Genomic DNA, 22379 nt, shown 5'->3' on the forward strand with positions numbered 1-22379 from the left:
TTTCGTTTTTGATCGTTTTTTTTTATTTTCCTCTATACATTACCTAATATGTGTAAATTTTAGACGCTTCACATTTGTTAGTTGTAAAAATAAGTATCTTATTTTCTGTATAAAAACCGAACAGCTCGGATGCTAGGAGGATAGTTTTGTTTAAAAAGGTTCTTATTATTTTCAATCAATCACTATTTCGATCATGGTTAGTTTTTATCATAATATCAATATGTTACATTGAAACACTGTTCATTGACATTCGCCACACTGGATTACTCGTTACAGAAGATTTAGTTGGTGAGAATACATGGCTACAAATTCAACTATATGTACCTATTGTTAAAGATATACTTCAACTATTCTTTGCGAGTACTCTCGCAGTTATTTTCCTTGAAAGCTTCAAGATTGCAGAGCAATCAAAAATACTAAAAGAATTGAAAAAGGATGCATTTTATAATGCATTCGATATTGAATTACCCACTAGCATCCAGAACGCAATAAGAAAACAATTATTTTCTGAGAAGAAATATAGAAAAGATTATACTTTAAAATATTACTTTCAAGAAACTGAAGACCCTGATGTTTTACTAGTAAAAGCTATATCTGACTATAAAGTGAAGAATACATCTCCTTTTGAAATAGAGCATAAGATTGAAAGAGATGTTGAACGTTCTAAATTAAATAAGTTTGATGCAGCATCACTCGAAATCAATGGTACTCCCGTATCTTTTCGAACAACTCAAGGTAAAAACGAATCTCATATAAGATATATTTACAATACTGTAATCCCCCCCTTAGGAGAGCTGCGAATCAGAGTAACATCTACAACACAAAAACTTACTAGAGATAGTGATGCGCTATATTGCCTAATAATTTCTAGTTCAATGAATGTTGAAGTTGTATTCCAAACTCAAAAACAATACAAATGTGACTTTTACTCTTTATGTGAAAATAAAAATGAAGTCGATGCAAATAACTGTAGACAAAGTCATACCAAAAACGTTTTTCAGTGGGAGTGCCCCTATCCGCTCCTAACATATCAAGGAGTGAAAGTTGAATGGCGCCCAGCATGATTAATTCACTCACCCAAACATATCCATCTGATCAACATCACCCTTGCACAGTTCTGGCTGTAGTAGCGGGTCTGGCTTCGCTCCCGTAGGCTCAATGATTCGGTTCACTGTAGTCAAAGTGGTGAACGCGCGGCCGCAGTTTAGGTTCAGGCATTGGCAGTATGCTTCGCGGGTATCTTTGCTCATCGCTTTTGATGTGGCGATACGGGCTTTGCTTTCGCAGACAGGGCAAGTAATTAGCATATTGATTGATCCTCACTTCTAGTTACAAGCCTGCCCTCTTTTAAGACTTTGAACTTATCGAAAAAGCTGGGCTTTCTAGCTCGTCAGAGAGTTCAATCAACTGTCTGATGGCTTCCAGTTTTTCAGGCTGCAATTCTTTCTTTTGGTCTGCAACCAGCAGACTCATTAAATAAATTCCTATATCTGCTCGGCTATCACCAACAGTGCTCAGTGCTACTGCATCAATGATAAAGCCCATTGCATCTAGGAAAATATCCTCTCTTTCTAATGACATAGCCGTACCCATACAAATTTAACTGTATAAACATACAGTATTTTTATCCCCATTTGTACAGGTGATTTTGTTATTTGAGAAATTACACTCAAACTATATGCAATTAGCCCATAGGCATATGCCGCATCGCCTCTTCTCTCACGCTATGCCAGTAGCTAATTTCCGCATCGTCCACATCTTCAATCATTCGGTTTTCTTTCAGAACTGCACCCCAATAGCTTCGCTTATCTTGGAAGCGAATGAACTGATCAGCATAGATAACATCTGCCTCGTGTTTGATGTCGTCACAACTGAAATCACGACACTGCATCGGCCAACCGCGAGCGCCTGCTGCCCAAAGCAAGAACTTATCAACTTTGCTTGCAGCATCTTCCCCTTCGAACGTAATACAAAAACGATTGGTGGTACTGATATGAACGCCACGAGAACGCATAGTTTTGTTCAGCTTCTCCGCTTCCTTTTCCAAACGGATGATTCTTTGTTGCAGCTTCTTGCGATGTTCTTCCGGTTTAGCTTGCTGCTTCGCTATCGCCTGAGCTTTTATGGTTTGCTCTTTCGCTGCATGTAACTTGTTCACTCTGCGTCGAATAGGTTTCTTCCACTGCTCAAGTTTGTAACCTAGTTCTTTGATAATCGCTGTCATGTTGTCGGCATCGAAGGAAGCCAAACACTTCCAATCAGGTGCGCGTGAACATTTCGCTACACCGTAACGGTTACCTTTGATAAGCCCTTGGCTTGCATCATCCCCTTTGGCTGCATAACCAACGGCTTTGATGATGTATGAACCAGCAGCTTCCGGTTTACGGATGCGCTCCAAGTTCGCAAAGCCATGTCCCCAAATTATCTCAAGACGTTTAGCCCAAGCACTGAAAAGATGATGAGGAACAGACCAACGCAGCAGAACGTGAATGTGCGGATTCGGTTCACCATCTTCATTCTCTGGACATTCCGCTACCCAAATATAGTGAAAATCAGCAGGCTCTTGAGTCGGTCCAAACTCTCCGGCTTTCACATGCTTCGGCACTTTCACTTTGGTTAAGTCGCTGTAAGGTGCACCTGTTTCTGGATCAGTTTGACGAGTGTGGTCCGCCACCCAACCACGTAGATATTGCTTCTTCACCGCATCTAAAAATCTCGATGCTTCATTACCTATCGTAGTTTCCAACGTCTTTTCCATGGTGAAGGTATGTTCAGGTTTGGATTTGATGTCGCAGTAATCCCCTGCAATCAAACCGCCCTGGTTCATCACTTTTGGAATCGGTCTGTCTTTGTTCGGAACCGTCCAGTACTCGCCTGCGATATCAACAATAGGGTTGCCCACTTTCTTCTCACCTCGCTTGGCTCTGGTCGTAATCATGTTTCGCTTATAGCCGATTGGATGATGCGGACCTGCCGACACATAATTCTCGCCATCGGTCATGCCACCAAATAGAGCTAAGCGTTGCTCTTTGGTAAAGGTCAGAGTCAAGAACGTGGTGAAACCACCGTGACAAGCTGACGTGTACGCAGCTGCTTCAAAAATCTTACGCACCGAACGACTTGATAACTTCTCAGTAAATCGCTCACCCGTGTTTGCATCTGGCGCGGCACTGGCTGGCGTTTCGGTTATCGCCTGAAACTTGAAAGTGTTGTCCCACTCTCGATGCATCAAGTTCATCGAAATAGGGATTTTCTTAGGTTCACCCCTCGCCCGTTTACCATTCTGGTTCAGAATCTGCGGCTTAGAACGCGCTGTAGTGTCGTAGAGCACATCATGGTTGAAGTAAGCCTCGGGACTTTCAAGCTCAGTTTTCGGGCGCAGTACCTTTCCTAACAGCCTTAAAGACTGCATTTGGCGCTCTTTTCTGTGACGATAATTTTCTGTCGGACTTTTGCGCCCTTTGACTAGCCTATGCTCTCCGGCGATTCTCGCCGCCGCTTCGCGGTCGTGTTCTGAGCGGAAATTTAGCCTTTTAAAAGCATCGGTTCTTATCTCAACATCCAACTGGCGCTTGGATTTTTTGCCAAGAACGCGATCATAAATCGGTATTTTCTTGATAAAACCTGCATCCAAAATTGCTTGTTCTTGGTCGGTATAAATTTTGGATACTAAAAAACCAGCGTTATAGCTGGCATCATTTCGTTTGATTTTGTCGTGGGGCATCACTGCCCCAGCGATATAGAGTAAGTCTTTGGTTTCCATTTTACTAAGCCACTGCGTTATTCACGGTTCCCCAAGGTTCGATACAACCTTCTTCGGTACACACATATTCAAGACAAGCTGAGTTTGATGCCGCTGACTTATGCTTTGGAATCCCATGTTTCTCGCGCAGCTTGCCGAGCAGGAACAAAGAACGCTGACGCTTTTGCGGGTCAGGGTTTTCCATTCCTGCCATATCAGGGCACGGCAAATGAGCCGGAGAAGTAACAGGCAGATTCTTGATAGAAGTACTTGGGCAATAATCGATATCTTCAGTCATAAACACCTCACGCAAGCGGCAGAGTTAAACCTCTGCCAGCTCCTGAATATCCATAACAATGAAACCACCTTGACCTTCGCCCTCGCTCAAAATGCCGTGGCGAATGTGGTTACAGTTCAACTGGTGACATGCTTGTGCGATGGCATCGTCAGCGTTATCGAAATCACCCAGAGCCGTTGTTTCCGGCTCCAGCGTTTTCTTGTGACGCTTCATCGCACCATCACCAAACAAACGAACGGCTACAAACTCCATCACGCAGCCTCTTCCTGTTTAATGAACTGCCCGACTGCTTTGCGCGCTTGGCGGTGCACATCTGTCCATGTACGAACCAGAGAACTTTGCAAGTCCGCCTGCCCTTCTACTGGGTTTTGCTTGATTTTGTTTAGGGTCAGCACCGCGTGGTTTTCCCAATGAATCGCTTCATCAAGCGTGTTGATTTCAATCGTTACTTTTACGTTGTTAGCCATAGCTTTCACCTTCTAAGAAAAACCGGGGATGGGTGCACCGTTTGCCACAAAATCGACGCTCATACTCAGGAACGGCGTGACGCCCGTGGTGCGACTTTCGAGATCAGAAATCAGCAGCACCAAATTACTGATACTTGCCTGAGCCTTTCTGATAATGCTTTGCTTGCTGGTACGGTTGAGGCTGGTTTTGTTTGCATGGTCGAGCGCCATACGCGACAAATCGCCAGAATGAATCGAGTTTTCCAGAGCACGTTTGATGAACGTTTCCACGCTCGCATCCTGCGGAATTTGCGCCGTCACCACACCGAGACCAAGCAAAAGGCTATTAAGAATGGAGTAGTTGCCACTCGCTTTAGTGATGAGAACCAACTCAACGCAAGTCAGCACATGCGGCTGGTCAGGGTTGAGCTTGTTTCGCAGCATCGTTGGGTTCATATCGAGAGCCTTGGCGATAGCTGTCATGTTCTCTGAGTTCGCAAATGCGCAACACGCTTCGTTAAATGCCTTTTGTTTCGAGCCACGTAAAACGCACATTGAGTTCAAATCTTCCATAACGAATACTCAATTGAAGAAAAACGGAACGAAAATGAATGCCCAACCAAGAACATTGAGCCACAACGGACAATATTCTTTGGTGGGAATCAGGGAGGAAAATCGCATGAGTATTACCCCAGCAACTGCATCGCTTCGCGCGTTGCGATTTCATGTAAAGCAACCATGTTGATCATGGGTGTTTCTTTCGCTTTCTCTTTGGTTTTAATAGGAAGTTTGCCTTCTGCCACCCAATCCATGATGGTGCGTTTTGGCATACCAGAAAGCTGCGAATACTGCTCGTAAGTCATAAAAGGAGTATTTATTACTATTTGATATGAAAGCATGGTGCTATCCTTGTAAGTCATTGAATGTTTTAATTCGTGATGATGAGTTGCACCTCGTCATTCACCCTTGAGCACAGATATTAGATCGTTTATGCGTGAATCACAAGACAAAATACACCCAAAAGCGTACATTTCGGGGCGAGATGTTACTGAAAGATTGAAGGAAGTCACAGGATGTCGTGATTTTCAGACACTTGCAGAAGTGCTTGAAGTCTCAAAATCTACCATGTCCACTTGGCATCAACGCAAATTAACACCCTTCGAAGTGATTGTAAGGGTGCATTTGCATACTGGCGCATCTATGGAGTATTTAGTACTTGGTGAAGGGGAAGCATTTCCTAACAAAATCACGCAAAAGCATAGTTCATTAAGTAATGATTCAAATCGTGTAATGAACATAGACTGCTTTGTTTTAGAAGACGGAAAGCTAGTTAATAAAGGTGCAATAGCATTCGATGTGGCTCAGCTTGAAGATGTCAGTGTCAATGACGCGATCGCAATTAAAGACAGCAGCAGAACATTCTTAGTAAACAAAGAATCACGCCAAGCCGTAGCCGGAACCTACCTAGTAGATATGGACGGCCTCCTCTCCCTAAACGAAATCCAACGCTTACCGGGCAAGAAGTTAGCGATTAGCTTTAACGGCTCAACGATTACTGTTGATGAAGGCGATGTGAAAGTTGTGGGTAGAGTTGCGTTGATTATGGAGAGGGTTTGATGTCTGTAAACCTCAAGACAATAACAGCAATTAATGTTCCTGAACTCAGTAATAACAACTTTAAATTACCAGATGCTAGATCAAATACCATCGAAAACCTGCGTCAAATAAATGTAATCATAGGTGCAAACAGCTCGGGTAAAAGCCGCTTTATTCGTACTGTTTTTTCTAATGACATCCCTAAATTTGATGATGGAAGAGACCTAACCAACGAAGCAAAAATCAACTTCGAAAAGAATATTAATTGTGTAAAACCCAGCATATCTCAGCATATATCAATGCTATTCACGAATAGTTCAAATGATTTATTCGACTCTAATATTGGAAGCGTGTTGCATGAAACCATTGAAAACGCACTTCTAAAAAAAATGAGCCCTATATCGAATGAAGAAATATCTAGTGTCGCAGGGACACTATTCACTAAAGAACTATGGGATAAAATCGTAAAATTAAGCACTTTTGATGGATACGATATAAATAGAAACAAAAAAGAATACATACCTATACTTCGAGGTCTTAGAACACTTGTACCAAACACCGATGTATATTTAGAACGCACTCTGCGCGACTATTTTAATGGCGGTAATGGTTCAGCGCTTAAGATATTCACTGGGCATACATTATATGAAGATATGGTCTACTCACTACTTGGAGAAGAAGAGGAACAATCAAGCGTAAAAGAATACCAAAATTACCTATCTACACATTTTTTTGAGGGGAAGCGGGTTAATATTATCCCTCGTAAGAAGCGACAAGAAAAACAAGAAAACAATGTGCTTCATATCAAAATTGGGGATGAACCTCAGCTACCAATCTATGAAATGGGTGATGGTATTCAAGCAATGATTACGCTTACTGTTCGCCCATTTTTAGAAAAAGAGCCCACTATTTTCTTTATCGAAGAACCAGAGCAGAATCTTCACGCTGGTATGCAACGCGCTCTTATTGAAGCATTTAGAGCATGTCCTCAGCATATGTTCTTCTTCACCACGCAATCAAATCACTTTGTTGATCTAACTTTAGAGTCGGATGACATTAATCTTATCAGTGTTAAGAAAATTATTGACGAAGATAATAAGTCTACTTCCATTGTCCAAAGCCAAGCCAACAATAAGGATATACTCAAAGAGCTTGGAGTTTTAGCCTCTTCTGTTCTTCTTGCCAATTGCTCTGTCTGGGTTGAAGGAGTTACAGACAAACGCTATCTGCAAGTTTATTTAGCAAAATATCTAGACGAACTCGAAGCATTTAGTATTTCCGAAGATGGCTCTCATCAAGCTCGCAAAAAAGCGAAGGAACGCGTAGCTAAGTTGCGCACATATAACGAAAACCTTCACTATGTTTTTGTAGAATATCAAGGATCTAACATTACCCATTGGGCATTTACTGATGATGTCGACCCAGATAAGTCACCGCAGACTCCAGCTCAAAGGCTTAGTAAAGATGTTTTTCTATTAGCTGATGCTGACATCGATAGTAAAGGTAGTCGGGTAGAAGATCTACAAGAGGCACTAGGTAGCCGATTTGAACTACTTAAATGGAAAGAAATTGAGAACTACATACCTCACAATGTAATCATCGATGCGGCTAAAACACTCTGGGAAGATATGAAGAGTAAAGGGAATAGTACTCATTCCTTTGACTCATTAACTGATAAATCATTTCGTAGCGAAGAAATAGGTATAGGTGCAATATTAGAAAATCAGATATCCAAAGCCCAGGATGCAAAAGATGGTAAGTTATTTTTCCGAAAAGGCGATGGTTGGGTTAAGACTAAAAATGGAGATAGAGACTTTATTGAGTCATCTGGGAGTACTATTAAACAGAAAGTAGTCTTTTGTGACATTGCTGTAGATATAATGAAAAGCCAAAACGACGACTGGGCATTAAGCGAAGAACTCAGCCAGTTATGTGACAAAATATGGTCTTTTATTGAAGAGTGTAACTCGTAGAGGTTAATGATACTTATGGATAGCCCAATAGAAAAAATTACAGACCCATCATTCACATCATCTGCCAAAGGTTTGATGACTTTGTTCTGTATTGGGCTTATTCATATGGTGATTGGAGTTGAATTAGAAGATGTAAAAATTACTATTCCTTGGCTACCAACCGTTACTTTTGAGCATTCTGAAAGATTAATTTTTCTTTATTGGGTATTAGTTGGATATGCCCTATATCGATACACTCTTCATCAAAAAGCAATTTTTGGAAAATACTATTTTGAATCTTTAGCCAAGGTACTTGAAATAGGACAAAAAGGAGAACCTCTAGTTCGAGATTCAATCTACCTTTCAGACTTCTACTACCACGTAGAAAGTTTGTATCAAGATGACTCGCATCGTATTGATATTGAAGGTGTGGCTGATGAAGATACGGCTTTCAGTTTCAGTTTCTATTTTTCAAAAGACTATTCTTTTAGAAAAATCGACTGCTGGGAAAACCCCGCTTACGATGTAAGCGAATTAGTTACCCATCACGAAGATGTTAAATCTAAATGGGGGCTTACCACCTATGCAGATGAACAAGGATATAGTACTGATGAAACATCTAAAATTGCCGATAGCAAGCTTCGCTATCGCTTGCGTTTTCTTGTATTAGGTTATTACTTCAAAGAAATGACGTTTAATAAAGATATTTTTGATACTACTGTTCCGATTGCTCTGAATATATCTCTTTTCATCTATTGGTTAGGTAACTCAATTTACCAGTATTGCTCTGTAATGGCATAGAAATGGACAACAAAGAAAATATTACTCACGTACGCTGGATGCACACAACTATTGCAGGTTTCTGTATTTCGTTCTTTTTGGTTCTTTTCAGTGGATATGATCAGATCCAAAATTCCAAAATGCTCTATATCTCAATTATCTTCTTTGCCGCGGCTATACCATTTTCAACGGCATGTGCTCTGTTCCATTTCTATGCAGTTGAACAAAACATATCTTCAGAAGCTGTACTCAAAGTAATAAACACTGCAAATGCTGAACGTTTTACCAAGGCTACCTTTATCTTGGTTATCTCTGGTTTCACATTCCTTGTCGGGCACTATTCTGTATTGGCTTTCTTTGTGTTCATTGTTCTATCAGTTGCCTGTTATAAATGGCTGCAACCCTTTTTACGAGCACTTGAAGGGCACGCAAAGCCCGTAACTTTTAAAGTTCAAACGTTCGACAAGATTAATAGTCACATTCAATATAACGGGCATTTGTTTAAATAAAATTAGTATAGAGAAAAATTTTCCATATCAATCGGAGAGTCTTTTCCATTAAGATCAAATAAAAACTTTAGATATCGAATTTGCGTCATAGGATGCACTGAACATTCGGAACCACTCTGATTTTTCACTTTAGAAAAATAAAAAAGATCTTCATCCATTTTTACTGTGACCTGGTAGAAATCATCATTAATACTTTTTATAACTCCTTCTTCAATAGCTTTTTTCATCTGCTTGGAGTTCAACCAGAAAGAAGTTATCTGAAAATCATCCATCTTAATATTTTTCAATTCTTTTTTATAACTTTGATCTTTTCTTTGACTATTGTAAACATCTTGCCTATAACTTCTGTCAATAGCGGCATCTAGCATCATCGTCCCGTCACGATCATCTTCTATACAAACAGGAGCATCGATAATCTGAACATCATAAATACAAAACACTGTAGCTGCATTATCTTTTTTTATTAAGAAATCTACTTCACTTTTCTTTATTGTAAAGATAGCTTCATCATTAACTAAATAAGTAGCTTTAACTTGAATATCAATAGATTTCCTTGTTTCACTATTAAACTCCTCTCGTGCTCTATTGGTTATACAAAGATCAAACCCGATATCGGGATTATACTTATGGGCTTCTAACTTGTGAAAGAAAGCTTGGCTCATTACGTAATGTTCAGCACTATTCCCAAAATAAAAGTTACTATAGTTTTCTGATGTTAATGGCATAAATATCCAAGAAAATAAAATTAGCAGACAAAAATCTTAATCTAATCACTTCTAATATCAAAACAATTTTTTATGATAAATAACTTGCAACAAATACATCCGCAGGAACTAAAAGATTTTTCAATAAACCACACTACATCGACATCCAGTTCTTCATTCAACTCACTCTTTAATGACTCTTCACGACGGAAAATGAATACCTTACCTTCGCTGTTCAAAATGATTCCAAATGAGACGGGAATAGTCGTTGTGCTTCTAACCTCGTAGATGTAAAGAAAAGCCCCATATAGGGGCAATTTCCTATTTAGTTCTATTAGTTAACCAAGTAGCAACTAGGCTTGGTTCCAAACATATATAAGACATTACAAGTAAAATTATCATTCCAATTAGCCAGCGTTTACGTGACATAACACTAGTTAACCTTGCTAGCCAAACGCTCCCCTTAAGTTCATTAAGCTTAAATAGTGAACTTGGGCGAGCATTGTGAGCAGTAATGTAATAGTCATAAGCACTATGCCAAGAATATGAGCCAGCATAAAGTTGCGACCATATGTACTCAGCTTTCTTAAATAGAACTCTATCGCATTTGCTTCTAACGCTAGGTTTTGGACTTTCGGGTCGAATGAATCAAAAGCTAAAAATATTAAATAAAGACACATGAACAGCGCAGCTAAAGGAAATAAGGTGTACATCAACCAATCACTAGATGTGTATTGCCCTTTAATCAAAGAGATAGCAATAGTAGTGAAAGCGAAACTGATGATGGTTAGTGTAGTGATAGCCAGCACCATAAGTACTTGGTCATAAATTGTGGCATATTTCCAAGCAATAAAGCATGTGACAACAAAAGCGAATCCAATAATTCCCATAGCATCATCAGACGAGTTACTTTTTCTACTATTTCCTACTCCATGACTATGAATCACTCGTTCTTTGTATACTGTTTTCGTAACTAACACAGTAGTAGCGTTACTGCCTTTAGGGGCTGAAGTTAAGCCAGAGAAAATTGCGGCGAAAATAACTCCCATAAGTGGGCTGAGTAATAAGCTTTGCATCAAGCTATTGTTTATGATTTCTGTAAGGTTCACAGTCCAATTCCTTATAAAACAAGAGAAGGGGCTGAGGTCTATTACGACCTCAGCATTATTGTTATCGAGGTTTATATTTGTCTTTAGGGATCTCTAGACGAAATGCATCTAGACCTTTTTGGTGCGCGTAAATGCGCTTCCCTTTAACAGTGATAAACTTCGAATAAATAACGACAGTGTCGTTTTGCGCGTTAGGACTCATATGAGCCTCCGTATTTAGAGGTCACTCTTGAAATTCCTAACCAATGTGCTACCTTACAAGTGTCTAATTTGCTGTGGTTAACACCATTAGCTAGGTTTACGAGGCAGTGACATTACCTCGGAAATCGTACTGAGCAGGAAGGGGTCGCAGCCTTCCTGTTTACGTATCTACTGCTCTTCGTTTGTTCTTTTCTCTTGTATCTCTTTCAATTTTGCTAGTTTCACAATTGCAGCCTCTTCTGTAACACCGAATCGTTCAGATACCGTCGCAGGTGTATCTGTATCTAGATCGATGAGTCGACTATCCGCTAAAAACTCCGAAGCGAATACATCAGCTTGCCATTCACTATCTTCAAAGATTTGGTGTTCACCACCACGAGCAAAGCTTGCCACAACGCCTTTATGCATAATGATGTGCCCTAGTTCATGAGCAATTGTAAATCTTGAATGACCACAAACCCCACAGGCTTTGTCGTACACATCTTCACGAATCGCGATGAAGTCAGAATCGGGATAGGCCCTTGCTTCTTCATCACCTAAAAAGGTTTCTTCATCATCGAATATAGGTTCGTCTGCCTTAACTATTGAAAACTCCAACATTCCAGCATCCTGAAACGCCATCAATAGCCTTCCAATATCCACCTTGCCTTTGAGTTTCAATTCATCACGTAACCCTTGCGCCTCGCTAAATATATTCGCAGTTCTGCGAGGCGGTACTCTTATACCTAATTTGCGCTGTGGTTTTTCCATCAATCCTCCAGGAGTTTTTTCAACTGCTCTTTCTGTTCCGCAGAAAGGGATTCATACTTGCGAGCAAATGAAACAACCATCTCTCTTTCATCTGCACTTTTACCCACCAAGTCAATTTTCACTTGAGGCTGAGACACCGATGCAGCCTGCTCCAATTCAGCAATTTGTTCAGAGCTCAAATTGAAAGCTTTAGAAATTTTCTTTAACACGCTATCAGATATCGCTTTCTTTCCTAACTCGATACCAGACAACAATGCTGAACTAATTTCCAATTTTTCGGCCATATCTTTTAGTAACATGTCCTCTTCTATCCGCAACTTCCGAAGGAATTTCCCTATTTCTGTTACCTTTACACCAACCATCACTACCCCCGACTGTATTTGTACCGTTAGTCAAATTCATTATTTACTATTTTAGTAAATTGTAAAGATCTTTTTTAGTAAATTAAAGACACCATACAAGTGAATGAACGAATACCTGAAACAATCAACTCTGTTCAAAGTATAGGAATTCAAACATTGTTTAACGGTATAAGTCGAATTAGACTGTTTTTATATACAGTATTTAGAATTTTCTATATGTCTATTCGCAACTTAAAAGATGGTTCAAAAAAGCCCTGGCTATGTGAATGCTACCCAAACGGGCGCAGAGGTAAACGCGTACGCAAGGCGTTCGTAACCAAAGGTGAAGCAGCAGCTTTTGAAAAATTCACCATGCGTGAGGTGGAAGATAAACCATGGCTTGGTGACAAACCTGATCACCGTCGTTTAAGTGACGTTATCGAACTGTGGTTTGAGCTTTACGGTAAAACACTGGCGAACGGACCTGTTATCTACCAAAAGTTTCAGCACATGGTTGAAGCTATGGGCAACCCATTAGCGAATCACTTTAATTCCAAAATCTATGCTGATTTTCGTGCCAGGCGTATGAGTGGTTCACTGCCTTTTGTTTCTGCTCGTTGGAATAAAGGTGCACCCAGTATTGCAACGCTCAATTCTGAACTTGCTCGATTCAAAGCTGTATTCGGGAAGCTAAAAGAGCTGGGTGAATGGAGCCTGCCCCACCCATTGGAAGAGATCAAACCATTCAAAGAACACGAACGAGCAATGGCGTTCTTACCGAAAGAGAAACTTCCACCGCTGATTGAATTGGTTAGCCAGCATGAAATTGAAGATATGCAGAAGATCGTCAAGCTGTGCCTTTCAACTGGCGCTCGTTGGAATGAAGCAGCACAAATGCGCGGCTCGCAGCTTTCAAAATACAAAGTCACATTCACTAATACCAAAACGAAGAAGAATCGCTCTGTGCCGATTTCAGAGAGCTTATACGATGAAATCTATAAACCAACCAGTGGGAAGCTGTTCAAGCAGTGCTATACGCCATTCTGCTACATATTGAAGAACAAACTTGGGTTAGATATTCCCACAGGGCAAGCTTCTCACATTCTTCGTCATACCTTTGCTAGCCACTTTATGATGAACGGCGGGAACATTTTGGTACTCAGAGACATTCTTGGCCATGCCGATATCAGTATGACGATGCGCTATGCCCACTTTGCCCCTGACCACCTTTCTGAAGCGATCACCAAAAACCCTTTGGCGGGTTTGTAGCTGTCGCCACAAAAAATTTTTCCGCGAGTGTCGCCACTTTGTCGCCATTTACTGATTTTAAGGCAAAAAAAGAGCCGCAAAAAGCGGCTCATGATAACTCGAATTTTCCGAAGAGTTGGAAGTTTACTCTTTACCGTAAACGTTGTTCTCTTGCTCTTGTACGCGGATGAACGTTGTGCGCTTAGTTAGCTCTTTAAGCGAGGCTGCGCCTACATATGTACAAGTTGAACGTACGCCACCAAGCACATCTTGGATGGTATTTTCAACAGGACCACGGAATGGAATTAATACGGTTTTTCCTTCAGCTGCACGGTAACCAGCAACACCACCAGAGTGCTTGTCCATCGCGCTCTTAGAAGACATTCCGTAGAATTTCATGAACGTTTCGCCGTTTTTCTCGATTAGCTCGCCACCCGCTTCTTCATGGCCTGCTAACATACCGCCTAGCATTACAAAGTCTGCGCCGCCACCGAAAGCTTTCGCAACGTCTCCCGGACAAGTACAACCACCATCACCGATAATACGACCACCAAGACCGTGAGCAGCATCAGCACACTCAATGATTGCTGAAAGCTGAGGATAACCAACACCTGTTTTCACTCGTGTAGTACAAACTGAACCAGGGCCGATACCTACTTTAACGATATCTGCACCAGCAAGAATCAGCTCTTCTACCATATCGCCAGTTACTACGTTACCGGCAACAATTACTTTGTTTGGAAACGCTTCACGTACTTTTTGAACGTAGTCAACTAAGTGCTCTGAATAGCCGTTAGCAATGTCGATGCAGATGAAAATTAGCTCTTCGCTCATCGCCATAATGTCTTTGGTCTTTTGGAAGTCATTATCCGAAGTGCCTGTAGAAACCATAACGTTTTTCAACGTATTAGCATCTGCGTTTTGAACAAACTCAGCCCACTGCTCAACGCTATAGTGTTTGTGAATAGCAGTCATTACGCTATGTTTTGCTAAAGCCTCAGCCATTTTAAAGCTGCCTACAGAGTCCATGTTTGCAGCAATAACAGGTACGCCAGACCATTGACGACCACTATGCTTGAAGGTAAACTCGCGGGTTAAATTTACTTGAGATCGGCTTTTTAGGGTTGAACGTTTCGGGCGAAACAGTACATCTTTGAAACCTAACTTAAGTTCTTGTTCGATACGCATTGTGTAATTCCTTGATTAATTCACAGTTTGTGTCTCTTTTGCAGAGTGCGTAGTGAACACGTTGGCAGACGTAGTCACTTTTCGGACACAAAAAAACCGGAGCGTTGGCAGACGCTCCGGTTTTCAGCATTATAGGTTGTGATTTCTTTCCTACAAGTCTGATATTTGCATTTTTTTTGTGTTATCCTAGCGAAGATTTCATATCCCCCAAACTGGTAATCTCCAGTAGACAAAACCATCCCCAACAATAACTTAAATATCAATAAATTAGCTTACACACGTCAAAATACTGTCCTTTGGCAAACGATTGTCTAATCGTTTAGCTACAGAACAGCATTCCAATAATGTGAATTCAATCACTCCTTCCTGTAATACCGACACTTTAACTTTCGTTTATTTTTCAACCAAACGATTCAAGATCACAGCTTTTTATTTGGTCTTGGAATAAAAACTAATAGCGGTTCATTAATTGCTTATATTTAAAACAGCTTCGCTTTGAATTGCAGAAGATAAGAAAGAATTGATAAGCACAAGTTATTATAAAAGCGCCAGAATCCTGATTGGCACATGTGCTTCTATCGATGGCAGTGGAGAAAAAGATGAAACATTTAGGACAAACTAGTGTTGGTTTATTCCTTTTGATTTTAGCTTTACCAACTCTAGCAGCAGATAGCCGACACCAGTTTTACGCGGATAGTGGTTATAACTACATTGATAACAGTAACAGCACCGAGAGCGCTTGGACGACTACTCTTGGATATAGCTATTTTCTATCCCCTTTCGTAGGCGTTGACTTTGGATACACTGATACCATGTCAGACGGCGCTACATTTCATGATTCGAATGGCGATGCCCAGCAGGTGAAATACCGAAGCTTTTTCGCTGGCGCGAGAATAGAACAGCCCATCAATAGTTTTACCAGCGTTTATGCTAAAGGCGGTATTGGGCAGACGAATCTAGAAGAGACCAACACCAGTGCAATCCCTGAAACGAGCCAAGACTACTCTGGTGTCAATCCTTATATAGGCATTGGTGCTAAAATGCAGCCCATGTATGTTGAGAAACTGGAACTAAGTGTCGAGCTCAAGTATCAAGATTTGCAAAATGAATACTCCGCGACTTCTTTTACATTGGGGGCGCGCTTTAGCTTGTAAGCTACTTTGGTGTTAACGACTGCTTTTAGTTCACCAATTCACGTAAATGGCATACTAGATCACTGGCTAGCATTCCTCGCTCGCCTTTTTCTTTCGCATTCAAATCAGCAGCTTTACTGTGGATAATGACACCCAATTTCGCTGCTTCAAAACAACTTAAGCCTTGAGCTAGGATTGAGGCGACAACCCCAGTTAATACATCCCCCATTCCGCCGCTTGCCATTCCTGGATTACCAGCCAAGCATACGAAGGTTTCATTTCCATCACTGACTAATGTGCCCGCTCCTTTTAGTACGACCACTCCACCATACATCTTATGTAGATCTCTAATTGCTTTGAATCTATCTGCCTCAACAGAACTCACGTCAACACCAAGTAGTCGTGCTGCTTCTGCAGGATGTGGCGTGATAATTCGACTGTCATCTAAATTTGGATTTTGTGCGAGAAAGTACAACGCATCAGCGTCGACAACTTTGTTCACTGGCAGATCCTGAATATGACGAAAAAGCCTCTCGGCTTTTGTATCTCTTCCTAAGCCAGGGCCAATTGCAACAACGTTAGTCCACTCTAATCTTTGCTTTATTCGTTGTTCATCATCCCAACCAGCACTCATCACTTCTGGAATAGATACCAAAATGGAGGAGACGTTTGACGGGTGAAGCAATGATGCCGTTAACCCACAACCTACTCTGGCACAGGCTTGGGCTGCTAGAATCATCGCCCCGCCCATACCTTCATTGCCACCAATAAGCAGTGCTTTACCATACATGCCTTTGTGAGCGCATGCTTCTCTCTGAGCGAGCATCGACTTGATGGATTTGGGTGAGATGGATCTTAGTGTCGGTTTGTTTTGCTGTTCAAAGCTCTCTTCAACACCTAATCCTGCAAAGTGCAACTGCCCCACGTAGTTTCGAGCTTGGCCAGTAACTAACCCTTGCTTAAGACCTATGAAACTGATGGTGTGGTTAGCTTTAACAGCAACACCTAGTACCGCACCTGTGTTGGCACATAATCCGGAAGGGATATCGATCGCCACAACAGGAACGTTGCTCGTATTGATCAAATGGATAATGTCTTGAATACGATCTCGAACCGTGCCAGATAACCCAGTACCCAGTAATCCATCTATGATGAGGTCGACGTCATCTGGAATGACATCATCAAAAGGGTAAACTTCACCACCGTGATCTAGCCAATGATAATAAGCCGATAATGCATCGCCTTTGAGGTTTTCAGGATCGCCATGTTGCCAAACCGTAACTTGAACGCCCATCGATTTCGCCAAACAAGCAACGATGTAACCATCGCCACCATTGTTACCACCACCGCAACATACCAACCAATGATGTGTACCGGGGTATTGTGCAAATGCAATAGTGAAAGCCGCTTGACCTGCCCTTTCCATCAAGCTGAACATTTCAAGTCCAGTTGATTTTGCAGCTAAGACTTCACCTTGTTTAACTTGTTGTGCAGTATAAAAAACGCTGGGTATAGGCATAGTAATCCCTCTCGGCTACCCAATGCTGATATCTTCAAATTATTGAATTGCTACTTTTCCTAAGCGTTATTTGCTCTTAAGACAACCAAGGCTTCCGCAGTTGAATCTTGGATAGAAAGAAACAATGAATTAATAGCACCAGTTGGTGTGCGCATTGGGTTTAACGTTATGTTCTGATACATAAAATCAGCTTGTTGTGTTACTGGACGAACGTTACGACACTTAAACAAATAAGGACGTTGCTGCCATGTGATAAAGCTTCGACAGCCTAAATCGTAAACGGGTTTGGTTTTCAGACGAAACCATTCCTGTGGGATTTCAGGAAAAACCTCAAACAGAGATTTGCCGATCACCTCCTGAGCCATCTTCCCACTGTGGTGCGTCATAAAGCCATTCCACACCTGTACTTTGTAATCACGATCGATGACGATCAATCCCATGTCGACATTCTGAACCATGTCGACCATCCAATGAAATTGTTCAAATTCTGCTGGAAGAGACAACATTAGAAATCCTCCATCAAATAAGCCAGTTTGCTATCGAGCAGCGGCAGTGACTCATCGACAAACATAAATAATAGGTCACAGCGAATAGAAGTGTCTTCAATTGTATAGCTAACCTCAAAGGTCATCGTTTTACTAAACGAACCTGCGGTAGAGTTAATGACTGAATCAATCGTAATATGCTGGCCTAGAAGCACAGGCGAACTTTGGAAAAATCTCACTTCTGCCTGCTCACCTAATCCATTGAGAAACGAGCCCACCAATATGTTGGATACGTCCATTAATAGCTCCAACTCTTCGAGGTCTTCACTCTCTGCCGGCACTTTCATTAACTTCTTCAAATCGGACACGCTGGTATCACTTAAAAGCACCAGCGCTTCTCCTGCAATACCTTCACCGCTAAAGCCTTGGCAGACACCGGATACATGCGCATTATCTGCCAGATCACGCAATGCCATATGAAGCTCCGTTACCTCGAAAATATTCACATTCGGTAAAGGTAAGCGCACAAATACATCAAAGTGTCTTGCAAGCGCATCCGCAGCCCGACCAATAGCCACGTTCGCTACTTCCATATAAATATCGCGGCGACGAAGGGCTGGGAGCTCAAATGACACCGGTGTAACAATTTTGGGTAACGAAGCGGGTTCAACCAGCGTTCTTAGGACATCTTTTAGAACATTTATATCAATCGGCTTTTGAATGAAGGCTTTCGCACCCAATGCCATTACACGTTCTTTGGCTTTAGGTTGAATATCACCAGACACAACCACGACGGGTGTCGAGATGCCTCTGCTCTTCATTTCCTCTAACGTACCAAAGCCGTCCAGCTCTGGCATGGTCAGATCCAGAAACATGAGGTTAAATGTTTGCTGCTGCAAAATTTGCAATGCTTCGAGTCCATGCTCTGCAAATGTAATGTTTGCGTTAAGAGTCGCAGGGAGGGAACGCGCCATCTGCTTGCGAGCAAGAGCTGAGTCATCACAGATGAGTACAGGAAACGACATATCATCACCTTCCCTTTATATTGTTAGGACTCTCTAAAGTGTATACCTAAATGTGTGATTAGGGCTAAAAATAGATGACTAGTTATTGATTAATTTAGAGATTATGGCCAAAGAGTAAGCACAATAATACGCATTAGTACTGCACATACCAGTAGGGCTACGCCTAATCGATACCATTTGTATTCGGAAATGGACATAGGAACACGCTTATAAAACATGGTTATAACGCCCTTCCAGTCGTGGCTACGACGACCGTATTGAGTGATGCCGGTCAAAACTAAGATTATTCCAGCCACTAAGATACTTTTTTCAATCCAAAACAGTGCGATATCCATAACTACTCCTTCGTACTTCATATACGAGCAAGTATATAAGCAAACACAGTTGGACACTTTAGGACTATAGTCGTACGTCAAACAGCTAAAAGGGGCTATAAAGCCCCTTCTTTAAAATTGAATCTATTTTATAAATGTGCCATGCGATTACGCACAATCTTCGGCAACTCTGTAATGCTATCTCTGTAACTAAACCACAAATAAGTCACAGTGATTGAGAAGAATAGATAAGAAAGAGCGAACACCAGTGGAGAAGTAATCAGTTCAGCGGATAGTCCCCACATCACACCTACAACCGTTACAGTAAGCTTAGATAGCAAACCACAGACCAGCAGGAAGACCGCCAGTTCAGGCACACGAGTACTTCTGAAAGCAAACCAGTAACAACTGCCAACAGCGAGAGCAGCAACAGACATGCCTAATAGGAAAGAATGAATATGGGCTGCAGAAGCGACACCAGCAGAAAGTGACGTCATTAATATCAATAATAGTTTCATAACATGCCTACCTCATTAAGTGACAGCGATGAATCCTTTCAATTTTGGAAATATATTTTTCAGTCATTTTCGCTCATCATTTATTTATTTCAAGGTCAATAAATCAACAAAAATTACACTTATTAAACAAATGGTTGAATTGTTAAATAAGCGTTAAATGGGTATTTAAGACGACGGAGATAACACCAAGAATTTGCGAGAAATAAGATTAGAAAAGACTTATTATTTAACAATTAATTAACCATAAATATTCTCAAATAAAGTATTTCAAAATGTAACAAGATCGAAGATTTTTATATTTACACTTGTGCTTTCAATAAAAACTGCACATACCCATAAACCAAGCGAATCAATGATAGATAAATAGAAATTTCATGCATGTTTTTGAGTTCGAATCTCACTATCCACTCGCCAACTTCGTGCTGCTCTGATACCTTTACGCCACTTTCACTTAAGCCTTCAAAAACCATGTTGTCTCAACACAGAATTAACAAAATTGTAGAAATTGGCGATACGCTTCACCGTAGCGGATGTGCACCATACAAAGTAGAAAAATACACCCAGTATTATGCGAAAAAACATGGTGTTGATGTCATGATCCAAGCAACGCCAACCGCCATCAATTATCAATTTCCAGATGACAATAACGCTGTAGTGATGAAGCGCCACAAACCTGCATCAATCAACCTGAGCCTATTAGCAAACACCATTATCAGAATTAACCAACCAAGCAGTGAACCTTTACCAGAGCCTGTGGGGTATTCAAAATGGGTAATTGCGTTAGCGAATATGGGCATTCCACCAGCCTATTTGATGCTTGTGGGTAGCACTCTGGAAGCTGTAGGAATATCGGTAGTTTTAGGCTTGATTGTTTGGATAAGCCAGCTTATATGCCACTCTAGAAGAGCGATTGCAGCTGAATTTTTGGCGTCTATGCTAACGGGGATATTCGTTGCATTTTTAGCCAGCACTGGCTTACCAATCCCTGTCTGGGCGCTATGTGTAGCAGCCGTGATATTGTTTGTGCCAGGGTTGTCCATCGCAAACTCTCTAGAGTGTCTAGCCTTTAATGATTTAGTATCAGGTACAAGTCTGCTTGGTCAGAGTGCATTAACTTTGATTAAACTCTTTGTGGGCATTGTTATAGGCTTAAATATTGGTGAAGCCATTTGGGGACAAGCCGTAGCCGCAACTTATAAAAACGAAGTGCCACTGTTTTTACATATCTTTGGTTTGTTCCTTCTATCTATCTCGATTGGTGTCATTTTCAATGCAAGACCAAAAGATATGCTATTAGGCTTACCGGTAGCGGTGTTAGGCATGTGGGGACCATTCTATCTTGGGTTTGACGCCGGTTGGGTTGTTGGAACTTGGATAACCACAGTACTGATTACGCTCTACGGCACTTGGCTTGCGAAGAAAATGGAGCTGACAGGGTCTATCTATATAGTCCAAGGCATCATTATTCTGGTTCCTGGCAGTCGTGTACTAATAAGTGCCAGTCAATCGGTATTTGAACAGTCCATTTTGCCTATTCCGAGTATCGGTTTATCAGCCCTATTTATGTTCTCTGCCATAGTTGCAGGGCAAATTACGGCTTATTCCATCTATTCTCCAAAAATAGAAAGATAATCTGATCATCTTTCTAATCAAGATAAAGAAAGAGCCCTATTCAAAATCGGCAATTACGCGGCTTTTGAATAGGGCTCTTTTCCCTTATGTTTCATTTTACGACTGAAACTTCCTTTTCCTTTTTTCGCTTTCTCAACTCTTTGTCTAAATAGCTGACTCGTTACAACCGCCTTTAATGCGTTATCCTTAATTTCACCTCGACCAAATTCAGTATCTATTACTTCGTTTGGAAGAGATTCTGATAATGTCTTTTTCATCGAACTCTCCTATAAAAAGTCATGCGTATTTTGCGCTGAATATTAACACTGTCAATGAAATCATCGAATCGATAGCACTGAATTAATTATTTAATAGTGTTTGTATTGCAAAGAAATGGTGCTTAGTGCAAAAAAATGATTGAAACTTGTTTCACTACTTCGACTGACATCAAGATCCGATTGACAAGTTAATTCAATTGCCTAGACTCGTCCTTAGCTAGAAAGAAGTTCTTTGTTTACACATTGTTTCGTTGGATTACTCGTAACTCCCCCGTCGTGTCGTACGCAATAGCAATTTATTTTTCCACGCTATGAGCGCCCTAATCGGCTTTAAAGAAATATGTTTTAGGAAAATCAATATGTCTACACCTGTTACTGGTACTGTTAAATGGTTCAACGAAACTAAAGGTTTTGGTTTTATCAAGCAAGAAAATGGCCCAGACGTTTTCGCACACTTCAGCGCAATTCAAAGCGAAGGCTTCCGCACTCTAGCTGAAGGCCAAAAAGTTGAGTTCGTTGTAACTCAAGGTCAAAAAGGCCCACAAGCTGAAAGCATTAAAGTTATCTAATTTTAATTGCTAACTAAGCTTTAAGAGCCAGCAGATGCTGGCTCTTTTGTTTTGTGAAATTGA

29 protein-coding genes are annotated in these 22379 nt (G+C 41.0%); 9 read left to right on the forward strand and 20 right to left on the reverse strand.

The annotated features are described in order from the left end of the window. Positions 1-146 precede the first annotated feature (146 nt). Positions 147-1064, forward strand: coding sequence for a hypothetical protein (locus tag ACOSVQ_RS06290; RefSeq protein WP_491981684.1), 918 nt, complete (start codon positions 147-149; stop codon positions 1062-1064). 9 nt (positions 1065-1073) lie between these two features. On the opposite strand, the gene ACOSVQ_RS06295 is transcribed toward ACOSVQ_RS06290, so the two are convergent. The 8 genes from ACOSVQ_RS06295 to ACOSVQ_RS06330 all read right to left on the reverse strand — a co-directional run bounded on the left by ACOSVQ_RS06295 (position 1074) and on the right by ACOSVQ_RS06330 (position 5385). Next, positions 1074-1307 carry an Ogr/Delta-like zinc finger protein gene (locus tag ACOSVQ_RS06295; protein ID WP_102969435.1) on the reverse strand — a complete coding sequence of 78 codons (234 nt, stop codon included), beginning with the start codon at positions 1305-1307 and terminating at the stop codon, positions 1074-1076. Positions 1308-1347: 40 nt separating this feature from the next. Then, positions 1348-1581, reverse strand: coding sequence for a hypothetical protein (locus ACOSVQ_RS06300; RefSeq protein ID WP_491981685.1), 234 nt, complete (start codon positions 1579-1581; stop codon positions 1348-1350). Between the two features lie 103 nt (positions 1582-1684). Continuing rightward, the gene (locus ACOSVQ_RS06305) at positions 1685-3763 is read right to left on the reverse strand and encodes a rolling circle replication-associated protein (protein ID WP_491981686.1); all 2079 of its coding nucleotides are present in this window, start codon (positions 3761-3763) and stop codon (positions 1685-1687) included. A 4-nt stretch (positions 3764-3767) separates the two neighbouring features. Continuing rightward, positions 3768-4040 carry a hypothetical protein gene (locus ACOSVQ_RS06310; RefSeq protein WP_258005538.1) on the reverse strand — a complete coding sequence of 91 codons (273 nt, stop codon included), beginning with the start codon at positions 4038-4040 and terminating at the stop codon, positions 3768-3770. Between the two features lie 24 nt (positions 4041-4064). Continuing rightward, on the reverse strand, positions 4065-4292 hold the full coding sequence (locus ACOSVQ_RS06315; RefSeq protein ID WP_484608056.1) for a hypothetical protein: 228 nt from the start codon (positions 4290-4292) through the stop codon (positions 4065-4067). Continuing rightward, entirely contained in the window at positions 4292-4507 is a 216-nt protein-coding gene (locus tag ACOSVQ_RS06320; RefSeq protein ID WP_491981687.1) for a hypothetical protein, read from the reverse strand. Before ACOSVQ_RS06320 ends, ACOSVQ_RS06315 begins: the two co-directional genes overlap by 1 nt. Positions 4508-4519: 12 nt before the next feature. Continuing rightward, positions 4520-5059 carry a phage regulatory CII family protein gene (locus ACOSVQ_RS06325; RefSeq protein ID WP_222778712.1) on the reverse strand — a complete coding sequence of 180 codons (540 nt, stop codon included), beginning with the start codon at positions 5057-5059 and terminating at the stop codon, positions 4520-4522. A gap of 113 nt (positions 5060-5172) precedes the next feature. Continuing rightward, a complete protein-coding gene (locus ACOSVQ_RS06330) occupies positions 5173-5385 on the reverse strand; it encodes a hypothetical protein (RefSeq protein WP_171136822.1) in 213 nt (70 codons plus the stop codon). A gap of 91 nt (positions 5386-5476) precedes the next feature. Here ACOSVQ_RS06330 and ACOSVQ_RS06335 point away from each other — a divergent pair, with 91 nt between their 5' ends. The 4 genes from ACOSVQ_RS06335 to ACOSVQ_RS06350 are packed head-to-tail and all read left to right on the forward strand — an operon-like array spanning position 5477 to position 9323. After that, positions 5477-6103, forward strand: a complete 627-nt coding sequence (locus ACOSVQ_RS06335) for a phage repressor protein CI (protein ID WP_491981688.1) — start codon at positions 5477-5479, stop codon at positions 6101-6103. Next, complete coding sequence (locus ACOSVQ_RS06340) at positions 6103-8055, forward strand: AAA family ATPase (protein ID WP_491981689.1); 1953 nt, start codon at positions 6103-6105, stop codon at positions 8053-8055. The genes ACOSVQ_RS06335 and ACOSVQ_RS06340 overlap by 1 nt, the downstream gene beginning before the upstream one ends. Positions 8056-8070: 15 nt before the next feature. After that, a complete protein-coding gene (locus tag ACOSVQ_RS06345; protein WP_491981690.1) occupies positions 8071-8835 on the forward strand; it encodes a hypothetical protein in 765 nt (254 codons plus the stop codon). Positions 8836-8837: 2 nt separating this feature from the next. Then, positions 8838-9323 (forward strand): hypothetical protein, encoded by a 486-nt coding sequence (locus ACOSVQ_RS06350; protein ID WP_491981691.1) that lies wholly within the window; start codon positions 8838-8840, stop codon positions 9321-9323. A 2-nt stretch (positions 9324-9325) separates the two neighbouring features. Here the strand turns inward: ACOSVQ_RS06350 and ACOSVQ_RS06355 are convergent, their stop codons facing one another. The 5 genes from ACOSVQ_RS06355 to ACOSVQ_RS06375 all read right to left on the reverse strand — a co-directional run bounded on the left by ACOSVQ_RS06355 (position 9326) and on the right by ACOSVQ_RS06375 (position 12449). After that, positions 9326-10048: a hypothetical protein gene (locus ACOSVQ_RS06355; RefSeq protein WP_491981692.1), complete on the reverse strand. Its 723-nt coding sequence runs from the start codon at positions 10046-10048 to the stop codon at positions 9326-9328. A 425-nt stretch (positions 10049-10473) separates the two neighbouring features. Continuing rightward, the gene (locus ACOSVQ_RS06360; RefSeq protein ID WP_491981693.1) at positions 10474-11136 is read right to left on the reverse strand and encodes a hypothetical protein; all 663 of its coding nucleotides are present in this window, start codon (positions 11134-11136) and stop codon (positions 10474-10476) included. 61 nt (positions 11137-11197) lie between these two features. Beyond that, entirely contained in the window at positions 11198-11338 is a 141-nt protein-coding gene (locus ACOSVQ_RS06365; protein WP_491981694.1) for a hypothetical protein, read from the reverse strand. Positions 11339-11505: 167 nt separating this feature from the next. Continuing rightward, complete coding sequence (locus tag ACOSVQ_RS06370) at positions 11506-12087, reverse strand: ImmA/IrrE family metallo-endopeptidase (protein ID WP_491981695.1); 582 nt, start codon at positions 12085-12087, stop codon at positions 11506-11508. After that, a complete protein-coding gene (locus ACOSVQ_RS06375; RefSeq protein ID WP_491981696.1) occupies positions 12087-12449 on the reverse strand; it encodes a helix-turn-helix domain-containing protein in 363 nt (120 codons plus the stop codon). Before ACOSVQ_RS06375 ends, ACOSVQ_RS06370 begins: the two co-directional genes overlap by 1 nt. A 216-nt stretch (positions 12450-12665) precedes the next feature. Between ACOSVQ_RS06375 and ACOSVQ_RS06380 the strand changes: the two genes are divergently transcribed. Beyond that, positions 12666-13697 carry a phage integrase gene (locus tag ACOSVQ_RS06380; RefSeq protein ID WP_491981697.1) on the forward strand — a complete coding sequence of 344 codons (1032 nt, stop codon included), beginning with the start codon at positions 12666-12668 and terminating at the stop codon, positions 13695-13697. 123 nt (positions 13698-13820) lie between these two features. Here ACOSVQ_RS06380 and ACOSVQ_RS06385 read toward each other — a convergent pair whose 3' ends face one another. Then, positions 13821-14864, reverse strand: coding sequence for a GMP reductase (locus ACOSVQ_RS06385; protein WP_491981698.1), 1044 nt, complete (start codon positions 14862-14864; stop codon positions 13821-13823). A gap of 599 nt (positions 14865-15463) precedes the next feature. On the opposite strand from ACOSVQ_RS06385, the gene ACOSVQ_RS06390 reads away from it, so the two are divergent. Beyond that, positions 15464-16018 carry a porin family protein gene (locus tag ACOSVQ_RS06390; RefSeq protein WP_491981699.1) on the forward strand — a complete coding sequence of 185 codons (555 nt, stop codon included), beginning with the start codon at positions 15464-15466 and terminating at the stop codon, positions 16016-16018. 25 nt (positions 16019-16043) lie between these two features. Here the strand turns inward: ACOSVQ_RS06390 and ACOSVQ_RS06395 are convergent, their stop codons facing one another. The 5 genes from ACOSVQ_RS06395 to ACOSVQ_RS06415 all read right to left on the reverse strand — a co-directional run bounded on the left by ACOSVQ_RS06395 (position 16044) and on the right by ACOSVQ_RS06415 (position 19858). Next, the gene (locus ACOSVQ_RS06395) at positions 16044-17516 is read right to left on the reverse strand and encodes an NAD(P)H-hydrate dehydratase (RefSeq protein ID WP_491981700.1); all 1473 of its coding nucleotides are present in this window, start codon (positions 17514-17516) and stop codon (positions 16044-16046) included. Positions 17517-17575: 59 nt separating this feature from the next. Beyond that, on the reverse strand, positions 17576-18022 hold the full coding sequence (locus ACOSVQ_RS06400) for a PAS domain-containing protein (RefSeq protein ID WP_491981701.1): 447 nt from the start codon (positions 18020-18022) through the stop codon (positions 17576-17578). Then, complete coding sequence (locus ACOSVQ_RS06405; protein WP_491981702.1) at positions 18022-19026, reverse strand: response regulator; 1005 nt, start codon at positions 19024-19026, stop codon at positions 18022-18024. Before ACOSVQ_RS06405 ends, ACOSVQ_RS06400 begins: the two co-directional genes overlap by 1 nt. A 101-nt stretch (positions 19027-19127) precedes the next feature. Beyond that, the gene (locus tag ACOSVQ_RS06410; protein WP_491981703.1) at positions 19128-19361 is read right to left on the reverse strand and encodes a hypothetical protein; all 234 of its coding nucleotides are present in this window, start codon (positions 19359-19361) and stop codon (positions 19128-19130) included. A gap of 128 nt (positions 19362-19489) precedes the next feature. Continuing rightward, positions 19490-19858, reverse strand: coding sequence for an NADH:ubiquinone oxidoreductase (locus ACOSVQ_RS06415; protein WP_491981704.1), 369 nt, complete (start codon positions 19856-19858; stop codon positions 19490-19492). 468 nt (positions 19859-20326) lie between these two features. On the opposite strand from ACOSVQ_RS06415, the gene ACOSVQ_RS06420 reads away from it, so the two are divergent. After that, the gene (locus ACOSVQ_RS06420; protein WP_491981951.1) at positions 20327-21490 is read left to right on the forward strand and encodes a threonine/serine exporter family protein; all 1164 of its coding nucleotides are present in this window, start codon (positions 20327-20329) and stop codon (positions 21488-21490) included. Between the two features lie 53 nt (positions 21491-21543). On the opposite strand, the gene ACOSVQ_RS06425 is transcribed toward ACOSVQ_RS06420, so the two are convergent. Further along, entirely contained in the window at positions 21544-21747 is a 204-nt protein-coding gene (locus tag ACOSVQ_RS06425) for an alternative ribosome-rescue factor A (protein ID WP_491981705.1), read from the reverse strand. A 359-nt stretch (positions 21748-22106) separates the two neighbouring features. Here ACOSVQ_RS06425 and ACOSVQ_RS06430 point away from each other — a divergent pair, with 359 nt between their 5' ends. Next, positions 22107-22316: a cold-shock protein gene (locus tag ACOSVQ_RS06430; protein ID WP_042481129.1), complete on the forward strand. Its 210-nt coding sequence runs from the start codon at positions 22107-22109 to the stop codon at positions 22314-22316. The last annotated feature ends 63 nt before the right edge of the window (positions 22317-22379 follow it).

This window comes from Vibrio sp. HM8-C (assembly GCF_058630515.1).

Coding starts and splice junctions, on each gene's coding strand:
- ACOSVQ_RS06295 (WP_102969435.1), bottom strand. CDS start 1,307: ATGCTAATTACTTGCCCTGTCTGCGAAAGCAAAGCCCGTATCGCCACA.
- ACOSVQ_RS06300 (WP_491981685.1), bottom strand. CDS start 1,581: ATGTCATTAGAAAGAGAGGATATTTTCCTAGATGCAATGGGCTTTATC.
- ACOSVQ_RS06305 (WP_491981686.1), bottom strand. CDS start 3,763: ATGGAAACCAAAGACTTACTCTATATCGCTGGGGCAGTGATGCCCCAC.
- ACOSVQ_RS06310 (WP_258005538.1), bottom strand. CDS start 4,040: ATGACTGAAGATATCGATTATTGCCCAAGTACTTCTATCAAGAATCTG.
- ACOSVQ_RS06315 (WP_484608056.1), bottom strand. CDS start 4,292: ATGGAGTTTGTAGCCGTTCGTTTGTTTGGTGATGGTGCGATGAAGCGT.
- ACOSVQ_RS06320 (WP_491981687.1), bottom strand. CDS start 4,507: ATGGCTAACAACGTAAAAGTAACGATTGAAATCAACACGCTTGATGAA.
- ACOSVQ_RS06325 (WP_222778712.1), bottom strand. CDS start 5,059: ATGGAAGATTTGAACTCAATGTGCGTTTTACGTGGCTCGAAACAAAAG.
- ACOSVQ_RS06330 (WP_171136822.1), bottom strand. CDS start 5,385: ATGCTTTCATATCAAATAGTAATAAATACTCCTTTTATGACTTACGAG.
- ACOSVQ_RS06335 (WP_491981688.1), top strand. CDS start 5,477: ATGCGTGAATCACAAGACAAAATACACCCAAAAGCGTACATTTCGGGG.
- ACOSVQ_RS06340 (WP_491981689.1), top strand. CDS start 6,103: ATGTCTGTAAACCTCAAGACAATAACAGCAATTAATGTTCCTGAACTC.
- ACOSVQ_RS06345 (WP_491981690.1), top strand. CDS start 8,071: ATGGATAGCCCAATAGAAAAAATTACAGACCCATCATTCACATCATCT.
- ACOSVQ_RS06350 (WP_491981691.1), top strand. CDS start 8,838: ATGGACAACAAAGAAAATATTACTCACGTACGCTGGATGCACACAACT.
- ACOSVQ_RS06355 (WP_491981692.1), bottom strand. CDS start 10,048: ATGCCATTAACATCAGAAAACTATAGTAACTTTTATTTTGGGAATAGT.
- ACOSVQ_RS06365 (WP_491981694.1), bottom strand. CDS start 11,338: ATGAGTCCTAACGCGCAAAACGACACTGTCGTTATTTATTCGAAGTTT.
- ACOSVQ_RS06370 (WP_491981695.1), bottom strand. CDS start 12,087: ATGGAAAAACCACAGCGCAAATTAGGTATAAGAGTACCGCCTCGCAGA.
- ACOSVQ_RS06375 (WP_491981696.1), bottom strand. CDS start 12,449: ATGGTTGGTGTAAAGGTAACAGAAATAGGGAAATTCCTTCGGAAGTTG.
- ACOSVQ_RS06380 (WP_491981697.1), top strand. CDS start 12,666: ATGTCTATTCGCAACTTAAAAGATGGTTCAAAAAAGCCCTGGCTATGT.
- ACOSVQ_RS06385 (WP_491981698.1), bottom strand. CDS start 14,864: ATGCGTATCGAACAAGAACTTAAGTTAGGTTTCAAAGATGTACTGTTT.
- ACOSVQ_RS06390 (WP_491981699.1), top strand. CDS start 15,464: ATGAAACATTTAGGACAAACTAGTGTTGGTTTATTCCTTTTGATTTTA.
- ACOSVQ_RS06395 (WP_491981700.1), bottom strand. CDS start 17,516: ATGCCTATACCCAGCGTTTTTTATACTGCACAACAAGTTAAACAAGGT.
- ACOSVQ_RS06400 (WP_491981701.1), bottom strand. CDS start 18,022: ATGTTGTCTCTTCCAGCAGAATTTGAACAATTTCATTGGATGGTCGAC.
- ACOSVQ_RS06405 (WP_491981702.1), bottom strand. CDS start 19,026: ATGTCGTTTCCTGTACTCATCTGTGATGACTCAGCTCTTGCTCGCAAG.
- ACOSVQ_RS06410 (WP_491981703.1), bottom strand. CDS start 19,361: ATGGATATCGCACTGTTTTGGATTGAAAAAAGTATCTTAGTGGCTGGA.
- ACOSVQ_RS06415 (WP_491981704.1), bottom strand. CDS start 19,858: ATGAAACTATTATTGATATTAATGACGTCACTTTCTGCTGGTGTCGCT.
- ACOSVQ_RS06420 (WP_491981951.1), top strand. CDS start 20,327: ATGTTGTCTCAACACAGAATTAACAAAATTGTAGAAATTGGCGATACG.
- ACOSVQ_RS06425 (WP_491981705.1), bottom strand. CDS start 21,747: ATGAAAAAGACATTATCAGAATCTCTTCCAAACGAAGTAATAGATACT.
- ACOSVQ_RS06430 (WP_042481129.1), top strand. CDS start 22,107: ATGTCTACACCTGTTACTGGTACTGTTAAATGGTTCAACGAAACTAAA.